Annotated in this window: 15 protein-coding genes; 11 read left to right on the top strand and 4 right to left on the bottom strand. The window is 61.0% G+C overall.

Annotation, left to right across the window (positions count from 1 at the left end):
* Positions 1 to 46 precede the first annotated feature (46 nt).
* Together FEE99_RS16860 and FEE99_RS16855 are read right to left on the bottom strand one after the other, a co-directional pair.
* On the bottom strand, positions 47 to 1,294 hold the full coding sequence (locus FEE99_RS16860) for an ABC transporter substrate-binding protein (protein ID WP_052392174.1): 1,248 nt from the start codon (positions 1,292 to 1,294) through the stop codon (positions 47 to 49).
* A 202-nt stretch (positions 1,295 to 1,496) separates the two neighbouring features.
* Positions 1,497 to 2,402, bottom strand: coding sequence for a LysR family transcriptional regulator (locus tag FEE99_RS16855; RefSeq protein WP_041478771.1), 906 nt, complete (start codon positions 2,400 to 2,402; stop codon positions 1,497 to 1,499).
* 118 nt (positions 2,403 to 2,520) lie between these two features.
* On the opposite strand from FEE99_RS16855, the gene FEE99_RS16850 reads away from it, so the two are divergent.
* From FEE99_RS16850 to FEE99_RS16825, 6 genes are all read left to right on the top strand, one after another.
* A complete protein-coding gene (locus tag FEE99_RS16850; RefSeq protein WP_041478770.1) occupies positions 2,521 to 3,447 on the top strand; it encodes an alpha/beta hydrolase in 927 nt (308 codons plus the stop codon).
* Between the two features lie 94 nt (positions 3,448 to 3,541).
* Positions 3,542 to 3,751, top strand: a complete 210-nt coding sequence (locus tag FEE99_RS16845) for a hypothetical protein (RefSeq protein WP_041478769.1) — start codon at positions 3,542 to 3,544, stop codon at positions 3,749 to 3,751.
* Positions 3,752 to 3,831: 80 nt separating this feature from the next.
* On the top strand, positions 3,832 to 4,662 hold the full coding sequence (locus FEE99_RS16840; protein WP_081932489.1) for a family 16 glycosylhydrolase: 831 nt from the start codon (positions 3,832 to 3,834) through the stop codon (positions 4,660 to 4,662).
* 232 nt (positions 4,663 to 4,894) lie between these two features.
* Entirely contained in the window at positions 4,895 to 6,079 is a 1,185-nt protein-coding gene (locus FEE99_RS16835) for an MFS transporter (RefSeq protein WP_041478768.1), read from the top strand.
* A 27-nt stretch (positions 6,080 to 6,106) separates the two neighbouring features.
* Positions 6,107 to 6,781, top strand: a complete 675-nt coding sequence (locus FEE99_RS16830) for a polysaccharide lyase family 7 protein (RefSeq protein ID WP_041478767.1) — start codon at positions 6,107 to 6,109, stop codon at positions 6,779 to 6,781.
* 265 nt (positions 6,782 to 7,046) lie between these two features.
* Positions 7,047 to 8,405, top strand: coding sequence for an MFS transporter (locus tag FEE99_RS16825; RefSeq protein WP_335340681.1), 1,359 nt, complete (start codon positions 7,047 to 7,049; stop codon positions 8,403 to 8,405).
* Positions 8,406 to 8,412: 7 nt separating this feature from the next.
* Here the strand turns inward: FEE99_RS16825 and FEE99_RS16820 are convergent, their stop codons facing one another.
* Together FEE99_RS16820 and FEE99_RS16815 are read right to left on the bottom strand one after the other, a co-directional pair.
* The gene (locus FEE99_RS16820) at positions 8,413 to 8,541 is read right to left on the bottom strand and encodes a hypothetical protein (protein ID WP_024012797.1); all 129 of its coding nucleotides are present in this window, start codon (positions 8,539 to 8,541) and stop codon (positions 8,413 to 8,415) included.
* A gap of 132 nt (positions 8,542 to 8,673) precedes the next feature.
* The gene (locus FEE99_RS16815; protein WP_041478765.1) at positions 8,674 to 9,225 is read right to left on the bottom strand and encodes a cytochrome b; all 552 of its coding nucleotides are present in this window, start codon (positions 9,223 to 9,225) and stop codon (positions 8,674 to 8,676) included.
* Positions 9,226 to 9,431: 206 nt separating this feature from the next.
* Between FEE99_RS16815 and FEE99_RS16810 the strand changes: the two genes are divergently transcribed.
* From FEE99_RS16810 to FEE99_RS16790, 5 genes are read left to right on the top strand one after another with little or no spacing between them, the layout of a single operon-like run.
* A complete protein-coding gene (locus FEE99_RS16810; RefSeq protein WP_041478764.1) occupies positions 9,432 to 10,109 on the top strand; it encodes a thermostable hemolysin in 678 nt (225 codons plus the stop codon).
* Positions 10,099 to 11,577, top strand: coding sequence for an AMP-binding protein (locus FEE99_RS16805; protein ID WP_041478763.1), 1,479 nt, complete (start codon positions 10,099 to 10,101; stop codon positions 11,575 to 11,577). The genes FEE99_RS16810 and FEE99_RS16805 overlap by 11 nt, the downstream gene beginning before the upstream one ends.
* Positions 11,577 to 12,251, top strand: a complete 675-nt coding sequence (locus FEE99_RS16800; protein WP_041478762.1) for a TenA family transcriptional regulator — start codon at positions 11,577 to 11,579, stop codon at positions 12,249 to 12,251. Before FEE99_RS16805 ends, FEE99_RS16800 begins: the two co-directional genes overlap by 1 nt.
* Positions 12,238 to 13,047 carry an SDR family oxidoreductase gene (locus FEE99_RS16795; protein ID WP_041478761.1) on the top strand — a complete coding sequence of 270 codons (810 nt, stop codon included), beginning with the start codon at positions 12,238 to 12,240 and terminating at the stop codon, positions 13,045 to 13,047. The genes FEE99_RS16800 and FEE99_RS16795 overlap by 14 nt, the downstream gene beginning before the upstream one ends.
* Positions 13,044 to 13,688 (top strand): tetratricopeptide repeat protein, encoded by a 645-nt coding sequence (locus FEE99_RS16790; RefSeq protein ID WP_041478760.1) that lies wholly within the window; start codon positions 13,044 to 13,046, stop codon positions 13,686 to 13,688. Before FEE99_RS16795 ends, FEE99_RS16790 begins: the two co-directional genes overlap by 4 nt.
* Positions 13,689 to 13,698: the final 10 nt, after the last annotated feature.

Below are 13,698 nucleotides of genomic sequence, written 5' to 3'. Positions count from 1 at the left end.
CGTGAAGCTCAATGATCAAGCTTCAGCAGATTGCGGAGTTCAGATATCAGGGTTGGTCGGAAAAACGCGCTTGGGCAACGGCGGCTGCCTGGGGGTAAACGGTTTTCAGCAGTCCGTTCTGCCACTGCATGATTGCCGTATTGGCGCGCTGGTTCTGGCCGTTCTTGCCAAACCTGGCACCGATGCCGGCAGCCGTGCCACCGAGAGGAATATCGATGGTTGCCACCGAGGCACGGATCGCATCGGCGTCCAGCGAAGTACTGTTTTCCATGGCATCGAGGAATATCTTCGCCCCGACATAGTTGATCAGGCTGTGGCCCGAGCGCGGTTCGCTGCCGTAGCGATCCTTGTATGCCTTGGCGAACGCACCGATACCGGGAGCGCCGTTTTCATTGGTCTGGAACTGTGGGAAATCGACATTGAGCACGCCTTCCATATTGGCTGCGCCGACGACCTTGACCGTGTCCTGCATGGAATAGCCGCCGCCGGCGCCGATAACGGCTTTGGGCCTGAAACCGGCTTCGCGGATCTGGCGGAAAAACAGCGTCGTGTCGTTCTGATAACTGGTCTGCAATACCACATCCGCCTGGGCGCCTTTCAAACGCAGGATCAGCGATGAGAGATCGACCGCTTTGGCCGAATACGGTAGTACCTCGACCACATTCAGACCTTGCTCCTGAGCGATTTTTTTCTGAAACCCGGCGATGGTCGTACCGTACAGCGCATCCTCGTGGATGATCGCGACCTTCAATTGTTTCGGATCGACCTTGAGCGATGGGCTGACAATCTCCGTGATGGCGGTGATGGTGCCTTCGGCAAAATTCCTGGCGGTCGGGTTGCTGCGCATCACGTAGCTCAGATCACGCTCAGTGATGTGGTCGGACACCGCACCCAATTCGAAAAATGGCACCCCCGCCATCTCCGTCACCTGCGTGGCCGCAAATGACAGCGCCGAGGAATAGCTGCCAAATACAGCAGTGACGTTCTCAACAGAGGTGAGCCGGCGCGCGGCACCGACCGCTTGTCCCGCATCGACTGCGTCGGCCTTGAGCAATTTGATCGGCTCGCCCTTCAAACCGCCCGAGGCATTTCGTTCGGCGACGGCCAGTTCGAGGCCACGGAAGCTCTCGTCGCCCAGCAACGCCAGGGATCCACTCAGGGGATAAAGCGCACCGATCCTGATGTCCGCGAGCGCGGCGACCGGGGTGGACAGGCAAAGCAGGATGCCGGCAGCTTTCAGCCAGCTTTTCGCGGTAGCCGCCACGGCCACGGCTTCCTCTTGAGCGAGTCTCATTGGATTCATCTCCCGCAGATATTGTTTTTATTGTTCCTTCAAATGATCCGTGCCGAGCACAGACATCGTCGGATTACAGTGGCGATGACACATAAGTTTCTGCGCCACTGTTTGCAAGAGTACGGCTCGCCAAGATTGGCTGGATATAGCTGAAAAAGCACACCTGCTGTGAATTTGCGGCACAGCTCTTATGGCGGGCTGATCAGTCCCAAGGCGCCGGCGACCACGCTTCCACCAGCCTGTCGATGAACAGGCGAATCTTCGGCGACAGGTGTCGCTTGCTCGGGTAAATCACCCGGATCGGCTCGGCAGCCTCGGCGTAATCTGCGAGCAACTGCACGAGCTTGCCACTGCGCAAGTCATCGTTGACCACATAGGATGGCAACGTCGCAATACCGAGGCCGGCGGCAGTCGCCTGATGCAAGGCTTCAGCGCTGTCCATCTGCAGCCGTCCGGCGTGAATGACCGGCACAGGCTGACCATTGACGCGAAAATTCCACGGCAGCAATCGGCCGCCGCTGACGAAGTGCAGGCACGCATGCCCGGCCAGATCTTCGGGTGTCTGCGGTGCCGGATGTTCTTTCAGATAATCGGGCGAGGCACAGGTGATCATTTGCTGGTAAGCCACCGTGCGCGTGAGTAGTCCGGAGTCTTCCTTGGGCGGACCGATGCGAATCGCCAGATCGAAACCCTCGTCGATCAGGTCGACCAGCCGATCGGAAAACGTCGCGTCGATGGCGAGCGACGGCCAGTCTCTCAGGCAGCGCTCGATGTGCTGCACAACGTGCAGCCGGCCCAGTGCTACCGGCAGGCTCATGCGCAAGCGGCCGCTGGGCGTCGAACGGCGGAACGCCAAGGCATCTTCGACCTCGTCCAGATCCTGCAGGATGCCCACACATCGCTCATACAGCACCCGACCATCGTCGGTCAGGCTCAGGCTGCGGGTGGTGCGGTTGAGCAGGCGGACCTGCAAACGCGATTCAAGCCGCACGATCGATTTACCAACGGCCGAGCGGGTCAGCCCGAGTTGCCTGGCAGCCGCCGTAAAACTTCCGGTATCCACCGAGGCGACGAAGGCGGCGATGTCGTTCAGGTTATGCAGTTCCATGAGGCCTCCGGGTTTGGCATTCAAGCGGCTTGGCACCGGTTATGGGGAACCCTATTCCCCAATCATGAGCATAACATCTCGATTAGTTAAGCCATCACCAACGCATGATCGAGGTCATATGAACACTGAAGTAAAAGCAGCCGTGCAAACCTGGGCCAACAGCCTCAGCGATCTGGTACCCGTGCTCAAGGGCACCGATACCACCACAAAGATGAGCGACATCCGCGATGCCTACGCAAAAATGCTCGGGCAGAATCAACCACCGGCTGGCGTGAGGTTTGAAGCAGTCGACATGGGCGGCGTGCCCGCTACGCTGGTGACTCCGGATGAACTCAAGACCGACGCGGTGCTGATGTACATCCACGGCGGTGCCTACATCGTCGGTCGACCTGACGGCTACCACGGCATCGGCGGCAACTACGCAAAAATGCTCGGCGCGCGGGTGTACATGCCGGATTACCGCCTCGCACCCGAGCATCAATTCCCCGCCTCCATCGATGACACTTTGCGCGCCTATGAGTGGTTGCTCGAGCAGAACATCGCCGCCAGCAAGATTGCCTTCGCTGGCGAGTCGGCGGGTGGCGCGATGGTGGTCAGCGTGATGGTCGCGGCAAAATCCAAAGGCTTGCCCTTGCCCGCAGTGGGTTCGTCCATCTCGCCATGGGCCAACCTCGAACACACCGGCGCCTCCATGAGCAATCGTGAAGGCCTTGATCCGCTGAACTCCAAGCCAGTGCTGGATATCCTCGCGCGAGCCTTTCTCGGCGACACCTTGGCCAACCATCCGCTGGCGTCGCCGGTGTTCGCCGACGTCACCGGACTGCCACCGATTCTGGTGCAGATCGGCGAAAACGAACTGATGCTCAGTGACGCCATGCGTCTGGCCAATCACCTGGCGGACAACCGCGTCCGGGTCAATCTTGAAGTGTGGCCCGGCATGTTTCACGCCTGGCATTTCTACGCGGGCATGCTGGCCGAGGGGCAGCAGGCGCTGGAGAGTTCGGTGCGGTTTATCGAGGCGGGGTTGACTGAGGCTAATCGCTGACCAGACAGCATTAGCTGCTGATCGGGGACACTTCTGGCTGTATTGCTCGGCGCCTTGGCGGTATGGTGATTTGCCGACCGCCGAGGAACCCTGAATGCCGAAAAAACCACCAGCCCCTGACAGCACCGCCAGCGCAGCCGACATCGAACGCGCCATTCTGGCCTTGAACAAAATGGCCGAACGCCTGTGGGGCGACGGGCGTGAAGCCGAGGCCAAGGCGCTGCTCGATGCGCTGGATGCGCTGAACCGCGCCCTCGACCGGATCCGCATCGGGAAAAGTCGCAGGGCCGTTACGCTGCACTGAATCAGACCTGATAGAACTCGCGATACCACTGCACGAACGCTTGCACGCCCTGCTCGATCGGCACCTGCGGGCTGAAGTCGATGCAGCGTGCCAGCGCCGACACGTCGGCCCGGGTCTTCAATACATCGCCACAGAAATGGGCGGTCGCCATTCCGCAGCAGGCCGATGCCTGGACCCGCGTTGGCCCGTTAGGGCCGACTCCGACCCCGGTTACGCCCGATCTGCCGCTGTCGGATCAGGCCAACGCCGGCGGCTGGAAGCTCGATACGCGCCTGTCCGACGAATTTAACGGCAGCGCCCTCGATGCCGAACGCTGGCACGTCAACAACGCCACCGGCACCGATTCCCTCGGGCGCAAACCGGCGCTGTTTTTGCCGGAGAACGCCAAGGTCGGCAACGGCAATCTGAACATCACCTTCCGCAAGCAGACCTTGCCGGAAAAATACGTTGCCCTGGGCTACAAGGATTACAGCTCGGCGATGGTGCGCACCAACGAACGGGGCATGTACGGCTATTACGAAGCCCGGGCGAAACCGATGAATTCCGCCGGCTCCAGTGCCTTCTGGCTGGCGTGGACCGGGCTGCCGGACAACGCCATGGAGATCGATATCTTCGAAATCGGCGGCAAGACCCGCAACGAAGCCTTTGATCGCCTTTACAACATGAACGCCCATGTCTGGGCCAGACCGCAGAATGATCAACACCTGAGTTCCGGCAGCACCTGGAGCGCAGTAGTGCTGTGTTCAACGGTTTTGTACCCTCGCTTGCATCCGCCACCGCGTGCGGAAAACTCCCTGACGCTCGCGCAGTTCTTCCGGCGTGCGGTTCTGCACGATCTCGCCTCCCTCCAAGCGCCATCCCCCGCCCCTCGATACCCGCAAAAAACCCTCGAGCCTGCTCGCAAAGGTTGACGTGCGCCAAGCCAACCGAGAGCTGCCCTCGCCCTTTGCTCTACCATCCATCGGCTGTGTTGGAAAATCATCAAACCCCAGTGCAAGTCCGTTATCAGAATCGGTAACCACTCCAGCAACAGACATCCTCGAGGACACTCATGGCTAATGACCCCTCCAACTCCGATCGCATCTGTTCCAGGCCGGAGCATGCGGTCGAGACAACCTGTCCTGCCAGCGATCCGATTTCACCGTGAGCCTTGACCGGCGCAGCCTCAATCTTGTCGCGGCAGCGTTCGCGCTGACGGCGTTGTCCTATGGCCTGGCGCGCTTCGCCTATGGACTGCTGCTACCGCAGATTCGTCAGGATCTGGCCCTCAGCGTGACCGCTGCCGGCTGGATTGGTGGCAGTGCGTTCGCCGCTTACTGTGTGGGCATCGTTGCGACGTTTGTCTGCAATGGCAAAATCAGTCCGCGCGGGTTGACGGTGATTGCCGGTGCAGCGGCGACGCTGGGGATGGGCCTGGTGGTTATCGCTTGGTCGGGGTTGGCATTGGGTTGCGGCGTGGCGCTGGCGGGTTTGAGCACGGGTCTGACCTCGCCGCCATTGGCCAGCGCGGTGGCGGCGCGTCTTGTTGATGCGGAACGTCCGCGGGCCAATGGATTTATCAATGCAGGAACGGCAGCGGGTATCGTTTTTTCCGGTTTGGCGGCGATAGTGGCTGCCGGGCAGTGGCGACATCTGTACGCGCTGTTCGGATTGATCGGCATCGGCGTTACGCTCTGGCTCTGGTTTGCGGTGCCGCGCCGGGTCGAGCATGACGTCGCGCAGAACTTCTCGCTGGCAATGCTGCGTCGACCCGGCGTACTGCCTTTGTGCGCCAGTGCTTTCCTGATGGGCCTGGCGAGCACGGCGATCTGGACATTCGGCGCCGATATTTTGCGCAGTGAGGCTGGTTTCTCCGATCAGGCGATTGCGTGGGCGTGGATGGTATTGGGCGCTGCGGGAATCAGCGGCTGCATGACCGGCGTGCTCACTGGCCGCTTCGGTGTCGCACGGATGCAGCATCTGGCGCTTGCCGGGATCGCCCTCGGGACATTGGGCCTTTCTGCCGCATCAGTTTCCGCCGGATCGGGCCTCGCCGCGATGTGCCTGTTTGGCGCGGCCTACATCGTTTCTTCAGGCGTTTATCTGCTGCAAGGCATTCGTTTGTTGCCGGACCGCCCGGACCTGGGACTGGGCATTCCGTTTCTGCTTCTGGCGCTCGGTCAGACCGCTGGCACGCCGGTTTTCGGCGCGGTGCTGGAGGCTGCCGGCGTAATCGTTGCCCTTTGTGTTTTCGCGGCGGCCGCTTGCGCCGCCATGGTGCTGTGCCCAAGAGATGGTGAAAGTCCGCGCAGACAGATGTGCCAGTCCACCGAAGGCTTGGGTCGCTAATGATTTTTATCGTCAGGAGTACAAACCATGGCCGTAAACATCAGCAATCTCACCCTCTCCACTCCGGTACCCGTCTCGGCGACCAATCCGGTCGCACTGGAGCTCAACGGCGCCGAAGCCATTGCGCAATTTCCCAGCATCGTCACCGTGCTGCCGGACGGATCGCTGCAGCTGTCCGCGCCAACCAAAGGCGCCTCAAGCAAGAGCACGCACCGCACCCGCTGTGAATGGAAGGAATCGTTCTACTGGTCGCTGGCCAGCGCCGCTGACCACCTCAACTATCAGGAGATGACCGTGACCAAGGTCAACTCTGCGCAGAAAGTCGTTATTTCGCAGATGCATGTGAAAAACGACGACAGCCCGGTGATCAAAGTGTTCTGGCAGAAAGGCAACATCACCATGGGCTTCCGCCAGAGCTTCAACCAGCCCACCCCGGTCAACACCACGGTGCTCAAGGGCGTACCGCTGGGCGCGAAATTCAAGGTGACCATTCGCGCCAACTCTGCCGGCGTGGCCCGCGTCACCGTCGACTACAACGGCGTTGTCGGTACATCAGGTGATTTGCAGCTCGACTCAACCTGGAACTCACAGGTGTTCAATTTCCACGGCGGCGTCTACAACCAGATCGACTACACCGACGCCACCCCGCCTGAGGATGGATCGATCTGCATCATCAGTGATTTGTTGATTTCGCATACCTAGGCGCTGAAACGAGCAAGGGCCTGCGTAGTTTTTGCATGCAGGCCCTTGTCGGAGCTCAGCCCGATGATTGGTTTTCAGCCTCCTCTCGAACCTCAAAACAGCCTGCGTCCTAACGTCGCAGCCTTCAGCTCTTGGCAAATCCTGCGCAAGCCGTAGAATCCCGCGCGCTCTGGCATCGCGTGTCTCGTCACAGTCGCGATCTGCAGGGCTGGCCATGTCGTTCGACGCCACCGCCCTGCCCGATCGGCAGACTCTTGCACAACACCTGTTCCAGCCTGGCAACCGCACGCGCAGAGGCGCACGTTGCGCTGTACCATTTCTTGAGGTTTTTATGTCTCCGCGTTTGCTGGCCATGGCGCTGGCGCCCCTGCTCGGGCTGTTCATTATTGCTCTGGGCAACGGTTTTCTTTCCTCCCTGACCACCCTACGCCTGGACGCCGCCGGTGCCTCGGCGACGATGATCGGGATTGTTTCCTCGGCCTACTTCATGGGCCTGACGCTAGGCGCGGTGTTCAATGACCGGCTGATTCTGCGCATCGGCCACATTCGTGCCTATGGGAGCTTTGCCTCGCTGATTGCGGTGACGATCCTGTTGCAAGGTCTGTTCTACGACACCTGGGGCTGGCTCGTCCTGCGGCTGATCAATGGCTGGGCCACGGTGGGTGTGTTTCTGGTGATCGAGAGCTGGCTGCTGCTGGCCGGTGACGAGAAGATTCGCGGGCGCCTGCTCGCGCTGTACATGATCGTCCTGTATGGCGCTGGCGTTTTGGGCCAGGCGACGCTCGGGACCATCACCGGCATGAGCGACAGCGCGCCGTTCATGGTTGCCGGCATGCTTGCTGCGCTGTCGGTGCTGCCGATCGTGATCCTGCCGCGTGTGTCGCCGCTGCTCGATCAGGTCGAGCCGCTCAAGCCCCGGCAACTGCTGGGCGTGACGCCGACCGGGCTGGTCGGCTGTTTCGGCTCGGGGGTGACCATCGCGGCGATCTACACCTTGTTGCCGCTGTATCTGCAACGCAGAGGTCTGGACGTCGGTGAAGTCGGCACCATGATGGCGTGGACGATTCTCGGCGCGATGTTGCTGCAGTATCCGGTCGGACGCTGGTCCGACCGCACCGATCGCTTGCAGGTGCTGACGCTGCTGACGGTGGCGTGCACCGCCTTATCACTGGTGATTGTGCTGCTGCCGCTGTCTTCGACAATGCTCGCGGCGATGCTGTTTCTGCTCGGTGGCGGCGTGTTCGCGCTGTACCCGGTTGCCGTCAGCCACGCGGCCGACCGCGCGCCGGCCGAAGCGCTGGTGCCGATGATTCAGGGTTTGCTGCTGATCAACTCGCTGGGCTCGGCCATCAGTCCGATGATGATCTCGCCGGTGATGAACTCGTTCGGCGCCAACGGTCTGTTCTGGGTCTTCGCTGTGGTCAATCTGAGCATGGTCAGCTTTTTCTTCTGGCGCCGTGGCAAACGCCCGGTGCCGGCCAACCCCGCACCGTTCACGGCAGCAGCCACCTATTCACCGACAGGTGCGGAGTTGCGGGTCACCGAGGATTTGCGCGTGGCCGCTGAGGAGCATCCGGCGATGATGGATGCGATCAGCGGGGAACTGGTGACGCAGCCACGGTGACCGCTGATCAGCAACTGCCCGGCGGGATGCCGTCCTTGTTGAAGTCCTTCAAGCGCTCGCGCTCTTCTTCGGTGGAATGCGCCGGGGTGGTTTGATCCGGAACTTCTTGCGGCACTTCGGTTTTTTCTTCAGTCATGGCTTTGCCCTCGTTGTCGATGCAGTTTCGGCATCGGCGAGGGCTGGCAGTTCCGGATTTTCAACTCCACCGCAGCCATGCGCTTCAGTTACGGCGAGCATTACCTTCAGCGAACAGCGCAAGATGCTTGCCTCAAGAACGGGTACGCTCAATCAGCATCCTCTGCAACGTGTTGTCCTTCACCCAGTAATGGTGGAACAGCCCCGCCAGCGCGTGCAGGCCGATCAGCCAGTAGCCGGCACTGCCAATCCATTCGTGCCAGTACTTGAGCTGTTTGGCCAGGTCCGGATCAATAGCCACCGGCGCCGGCACATGGAAACCGAAATACGGAAACGGCTTATCGCCCGCCGCGAGCATCAACCACGCGAGGAGCGGTGTGACAATCATCAATCCATACAGCGCCAGGTGCGTCAGGTGCGCGATTGCGGTCTGCCACGCTGGCGGCTTGGGGATGATCGGCGGACGCGGGGTCAGGCGGCCGATCAGACGAATCCACACCAACGCGAAGATGCTTGCGCCAAACAGCCCATGCATACCCATCAGCAGGCCGCGTGCTTCGCTGCCTTTGGGCATATAGCCTTTGATTTCGACGCACGCATACACACCAACGAACAACGCCAGCATCAGCCAATGCAGGATGATTGAGAGTTTTCCATAACGGGTTACAGCGGTGTCGCGAATCATAGGAAACGCCTCGTGATTGTTGTGGAGCGACGATCATCTCGCTCGAAATTATCGATCCGGTTGCCCTGAATCAAGGCTGACCATGCTTGCCCAGCCTTAAGGGAGTCTGAAGATCGGCGCTGCGGTTAACGGTTTTTCATCTTCAGACTTCGTTAAGAAATGGCTTGGATACTGCGCTCAAACCCATTGAGGGAGGCGTTCTGCCCATGCCCGAATTCGACTGGAACATCCCGCTGCCCCTGCACTTCGGCCAGGCCGAATCGTTGCCGATGACGCTGAGAAACGCGTTGCCGGAGGACGAGCTGCGCGCGCCCTTCGAAGCCTTTATCCAGCAGCGTTTTCGCACGGCTCACGGTGCCGAAATCCGCCATTTCATGCCCGAGCTGTTCGGCATGCACAACAGCGATGGCCAGTTGTGCGCAGTGGCCGGGGTCCGTCGAGCGCATCTGGAGGCACTGTTTCTCGAGCGCTATCTGGATGAACCGATCGAGCCGTTGATCAGTGCCGCCGCCGGTCGCGCAGTGGATCGCACGGTCATTGTCGAAGTCGGCAACCTCGCCGCCAGCGATACCGGCAGTGCGCGCCTGAGCATCATCGCCATCACCTATCTGCTGGCCATGGGCGGCCTGGAATGGGTGACCTTCACCGGCAACATCGGGCTGGTCAACAGCTTCCATCGCCTGGGTCTGAAGCCCGTGACATTGTGCGCCGCTGATCCACAGCGACTGGGTGACGAGCGTCAACACTGGGGCAGTTATTACGAAAGCAAACCCTGGGTGCACGTCGGCAACATTCGCGCGGGATTCGTTCACCTGCGCAATATTGGCCTGTTCACTCGCCTGGGTTTGCCGACTTCCGTTGAAGGAGCCTGCCATGTCGCTTGAATTGCAACGCTTCCAGGAAACCCTGCGCGACCATGCCCGGCGCAATGACAACGCCTCAGCCCTGTGGGGCGACACGCTGAGAATAGATTACGCCACGTTGTATGCCGAGGTGTTGTATCGCCAGGAGCGCCTGCGCGATGAGCAGGTGCAGGTGATCGCGCTGGCGCTGGACAACGGCGTCGACGCGATGCTTTGGGATCTGGCGGTGTTGTTCGAAGGCTTGACCTGCATAACGCTGCCGCCGTTTTTCAGTGCCGCGCAGCGCGCCCATTGTCTGGAGCAGAGCCAGGCCGAACGGGTGATCGCCGAGCCGCAACTGCAAGCCGAGCTGCTGGCGGCGGGCTATGAATTACGAGGTGAATTCTGGTGTCGCTCGTTCAATGGCCCGAGTCGCATGCCGGCGGGCACCGCGAAACTCACGTTTACCTCCGGGACCACCGGCACGCCGAAAGGGGTGTGCCTGAGCGCCGACAGCTTCTTGCGCGTTGCCCGGGAGCTTGATCAGGCAAGCGCAGCCACTGGACCGGAGCACCATCTGGCGCTGTTGCCTTTGGCGATCCTGCTGGAGAACCTGGGCTGTTATGCCGCGCTATACGCCGGTGCGGTGTTGAGCCTGCCAAGCCAGACAACCCTCGGCATTCAAGGTGCCAGCGGCATCGATGTTGCGCGCCTGCTCGGTTATCTGGCCAAGCGTGCGCCGGAGAGCCTGATACTCGTGCCACAGCTGCTGCAAGTTCTGGTCAGCGCCGCTGAACAGAAGGCTTTCGATCCGCAAACCTTGCTCTTCGCCGCGGTCGGTGGCGCGCGGGTGTCAGCGGATCTGCTGCACCGCGCGCAACGGGTGGGGTTAGCGGTTTACGAGGGATACGGCTTGTCCGAGTGCGCCTCGGTCGTATGCCTCAATCGCCCCGGCGCGCGCCGTCCGGGCAGCGTCGGGCGCCCTCTGCCTCATATCGAGGTGCGGTTGGCCGAGGACGGCGAAGTGCTGATCAAGGGTTCGGTGTTGCTCGGTTATCTGGGGGAGCCGGCTTATACCGATCAATGGTGGCCGAGTGGCGATCTGGGCGAGTTCGATCCGGAAGGTTTTCTCTATCTCAAGGGCCGCAAAAAACACCAATTCGTCACCAGCTACGGGCGAAACGTCAACCCGGAATGGGTCGAGTCGGAACTGACCCAGCGCCGCCACATCGCTCAAGCGTTCGTCTATGGCGAGGCGATGCCGCACAACCACGCCCTGCTCTGGCCGCATCGTCCGGACTGCACCGATGCCGAGCTGGCCGCTGCCGTCGCCGAAGCGAACGAGGCGTTGCCCGATTACGCCCAGGTGCATCAGTGGACGCGCCTGGCGCAGCCCTTCACCGCCGCCAACGGCCTGCTCACCGCCAATGGCCGGCCGCGCCGCGACGCCATCATCGCGCAGTACCACACGCAACTGACCGAATCCGCCACTTTCGAGGAATCCGCATAATGAGTTTTTTCGACACCCTGCAAGAAGCCACACAACGCGAACGCCACGAGCTGTTCAACCTGCCGATCATCGTCGATGCGTTGCAAGGCAAGGTCAGCCTCGACAGCTATCGGGCCTTTCTTGCCCAGGCTTACTACCACGTGCGCCACACCGTGCCGCTGATGATGGCTTGCGGTGCACGCCTGCCGACGCGCCTGGAATGGCTGCGCAAAGCGGTGTGCGAATACATTGAAGATGAATACGGCCACGAGCAGTGGGTACTCAACGACATTGCCGCCTGTGGTGGTGATCGCGACGCCGTGCGCGATGGTCAGCCGTCATTGTCAATCGAGCTGATGGTCAGTTTTCTCTACGATCTGATCGCCCGGGGCAATCCGGTGGGTCTGTTCGGCATGGTAAACGTGCTCGAAGGCACCAGCATTGCCCTGGCGACCCACGCGGCGGGGAGCATTCGCGATCGCCTGGCGCTGCCGGAAACGGCATTCAGCTATCTGAGCTCCCACGGCGCGCTCGACATCGAGCACATGCAGACCTATCGGCGGTTGATGAATCAGCTGGAAGACCCTGACGATCAAGCGGCGGTCATTCATGCCTCGAAAGTCGTCTATCGCCTCTACACCGACATGTTCCGTGATCTGCCGCGCGATGCTGAGGCTCAACATGCAGCTGCATGAAGCCCGCGTGGTGCTGACAGGTGCCAGTGGCGGCATCGGCCTGGCCATCGCCAGTGCCTTGTGCGCCGCCGGTGCCAGGGTATTGGCCGTGGCGCGGCATCAAGAGGCGCTGTTGCCGCTGCTTGAGCGGTATCCGCAGAACCTGTGCTGGGTCGCCGCCGATCTGACCTTCCTCAGCGATCGCCGCAAAGTGTTGGCCGCCGCCGACGCCATCGGCGGCATCAACCTGCTGATCAACGCCGCCGGGGTCAATCACTTCGCCATGCTCGAACAGCTCGATGACAGTGACATCAACGCGATGCTTGCGGTGAACATCAGCGCGCCAATCTGCCTGACCAAAATGCTGTTGCCGCAGCTCAAGCAGGCTGACAGCGCGATGGTGGTCAACGTCGGCTCGACCTATGGCTCGATCGGCTACCCAGGTTACGCCAGTTATTGCGCGAGCAAATTCGCCCTGCGCGGATTCTCCGAGGCGTTGCGCCGCGAGCTGGCCGACACGCGGGTCAGCGTGTTGTATGTAGCGCCCCGGGCAACTCGTACCTCGATGAACAGCGCCGCCGCGCAAGCCTTGAACGATGCCCTGAAGGCCAGCGTTGACGATCCGCAGACCGTGGCGTCAGCAGTGATGCATGCGATTGCCGGCGACCGTCGGGATCTGTATTTGGGCTGGCCAGAGCGATTTTTCGTCCGTTTGAACAGCTTACTTCCGCATCTGGTGGATCGCGGCCTGCGCAAGCAATTGCCACTGATCCGCCGTCTCAGTGAAAAACCTGACAACGAGGCTTCAAAGCCATGAAAAAACTCTCCACATGCCTGCTGTTTGCCGCCCTCAGTCAAAGTGTCTGGGCACTTGAGCCGGCTGATCAGCAACGTCTCACCGGCATCCAGCAGAACTGGGCGCACATTCAATACGAGGTCGCGGAAAAGCAGCGCGCCGCGGCGTTCGAGCAATTGGCCAGCGAAGCCAACGCGTTCACCACGCAACGTCCGAATGTGGCCGAAGCCTGGATCTGGAAAGGCATCGTCACCAGCAGTTGGGCCGGTGCCGAGGGCGGGCTCGGTGCCCTGGGCAAAGCCAAGGACGCCAAAGCGGACCTGGAAAAATCCCTGACCCTTGACCCTAAAGCCCTGCAAGGCTCGGCATACACCAGCCTCGCTGCATTGTACGATCGGGTACCGGGCTGGCCGATCGGCTTTGGCGACAGCGACAAGGCCGAGCAATTGCTCAAACAAGCCCTGCAGCTCAACCCTGATGGCATCGACAGTCTGTACTTCTGGGGCGACCATCTCTACCGTCAGAAGCGCTACGCTGAAGCCAAGGCAGCGCTGATCAAGGCCAGACAGGCCGCACCCCGTGCGGGCCGCGAAAGTGCCGACGCCGGACGTCGTAAAGAGATCGACGCCTTGCTGGTGGACGTGAACAAGAAACTCGACTGAAAGGAGTGCG

This window comes from Pseudomonas sp. ef1, assembly GCF_007293365.2.
GTDB classification, from domain to species: Bacteria; Pseudomonadota; Gammaproteobacteria; order Pseudomonadales; family Pseudomonadaceae; genus Aquipseudomonas; species Aquipseudomonas siliginis.
The sequence above is the reverse complement of the archived record's forward strand: the minus strand, read 5'-3'. Positions and strand labels throughout refer to the sequence as shown.